Genomic DNA, 1,562 nt, shown 5'->3' on the forward strand with positions numbered 1-1,562 from the left:
GCGACGGCCGCCGGCTCACGTGAGCTGGAAGGAGCCGGCGGCGAACTCCCAGATGCTCCGTTGGAACGCGGGATTGCGCTTCCCGCCCTGGTACGACGGAGCCGTCTCCCACTCCGGCTCAGGCCCCGGAACCTCAATCTCCGCCATGCCGACCTCCCCGCCCGAACACCGCCGTTCCGTCGGCGATCGCCGTAGCCCACGGCCCGGCTCGGCCCTCACCCGGTGAACGTATGCGGTCAGAGCACTAGGGTGTCCGGGTGGACATAGCGGGGGTGGCGATCGCGGTGACGGGTGTGGCGGGGACTCTCGGGGGCGCGCTGCTGACCCAGCGGGGTGCCGAGCGGGCCAAGCGGCGGGAGTTGGAGATCGGCCGGGGCTTCCAGGAGGCCCGTGAGAACCTCGCCCTGCGGCGCGAGTGCTACACCCGGCTGTACCGCGACGCCCGGCAGTTCGCTACCGCGCTCAACCGCCACCTGCACGTGCTGCGCGACCGCACGCCCGACGAAAGCGACGTCCGGGCGCTGGAGGAGGCCAAGGACGCGCACCGCAACCACTGGTCCGAGACGCTGATGGTCGCGCCCGATGCCGTGATCGCCCCGGGCGACGCCGCGAACCAGGCGCTCACCCGCGTCTACGGGATGGTCAAGCGCCTCGAACAGGGCGACGCGCGGCCCGGCGAGAGCGTGCGGTCGGCCGCCGAGGCGCAGGACGAGCTGTGGCCGCTGATCAAGACCCTGCGGCACGCGATGCGCCAGGACCTCGGCGTGGGCTCGGAGTTCTAGTGCCGTGGGGCCCGCGGGCTCACGCGCCGTCGTGGAGGGCGGCCAGGTCGCGGGCGGACTCCTCGGTCAGGCGGTAGAAGCCCTGGAGGCTGACGGCGCGCTCCAGGCGGCCGTCGACGACGTACTTGAGGCCGCGGGTGCGGCCGCGCTGGTTGCGCCAGGTGAGGCGGGGCAGGAGCTCGCCCGGCACGGGGACGTCGAAGCGCACGGGCGTCGCCTCGACGTGGACGACCTCGGCGCCGCAGCCGCCGGAGCCGAGCATCGACCAGTCGTCGTGGCCGGGGTGGGAGCGCTGGCCCCACGCCTGCGGGGCGGCGCCGCAGCACTCACCCCGGTCCCGGTCGACGATCCGCATGCCGCTGACCACGAACACCTCACGCTGCCTGACGTGCACCGCGTACACCTCGTCCCCCGCGCGGGCGCCCGACCAGGCGGGCAGCGAGGAGTGCGCGCCGCTGAAGGCGGCCGGGGGCCGTTGGCCTTCGCGGCCGGCCTTGCGCAGGGCGTCGCAGGTGTCGTGGGTCCACAGGACGGTGAAGGCGTCGGGCATGCGGCGATCCTACGAACAGGGACCGACAGCGCCGGGGGCCCCGGGAAGCCGGGCGGCCGTGCTCGGGCGACCGTACACGGCATGACTCCGGAAAAATTTCTCGAGGGCCGCCCGCCGCGCGCACTAGTGCACCCCCACCCCGCCCCGCCTGCGCGGCCGTCCCCGGCGCCCGCCCCACCGCCCTAGTGCACTAGTGCACTAGGGCACTAGTGCACTAGTGCATCCCTGTC

The 1,562-nt window shown here is 73.8% G+C and carries 3 protein-coding genes; 1 reads left to right on the top strand and 2 read right to left on the bottom strand.

Translation table 11 applies throughout. The features are described from left to right. Window positions 1-15 precede the first annotated feature (15 nt). Window positions 16-147, bottom strand: coding sequence for a hypothetical protein (locus tag AB0O00_RS38830; protein WP_363659386.1), 132 nt, complete (start codon window positions 145-147; stop codon window positions 16-18). A gap of 110 nt (window positions 148-257) precedes the next feature. Between AB0O00_RS38830 and AB0O00_RS38835 the strand changes: the two genes are divergently transcribed. Then, window positions 258-782, top strand: coding sequence for a hypothetical protein (locus AB0O00_RS38835; RefSeq protein WP_363659387.1), 525 nt, complete (start codon window positions 258-260; stop codon window positions 780-782). A gap of 19 nt (window positions 783-801) precedes the next feature. On the opposite strand, the gene AB0O00_RS38840 is transcribed toward AB0O00_RS38835, so the two are convergent. Further along, window positions 802-1,332: a hypothetical protein gene (locus AB0O00_RS38840; protein WP_363659388.1), complete on the bottom strand. Its 531-nt coding sequence runs from the start codon at window positions 1,330-1,332 to the stop codon at window positions 802-804. Between the last annotated feature and the right edge of the window lie 230 nt (window positions 1,333-1,562).

This window comes from Kitasatospora sp. NPDC093558 (genome assembly GCF_040683475.1).
Taxonomy (GTDB): domain Bacteria; phylum Actinomycetota; class Actinomycetes; order Streptomycetales; family Streptomycetaceae; genus Kitasatospora.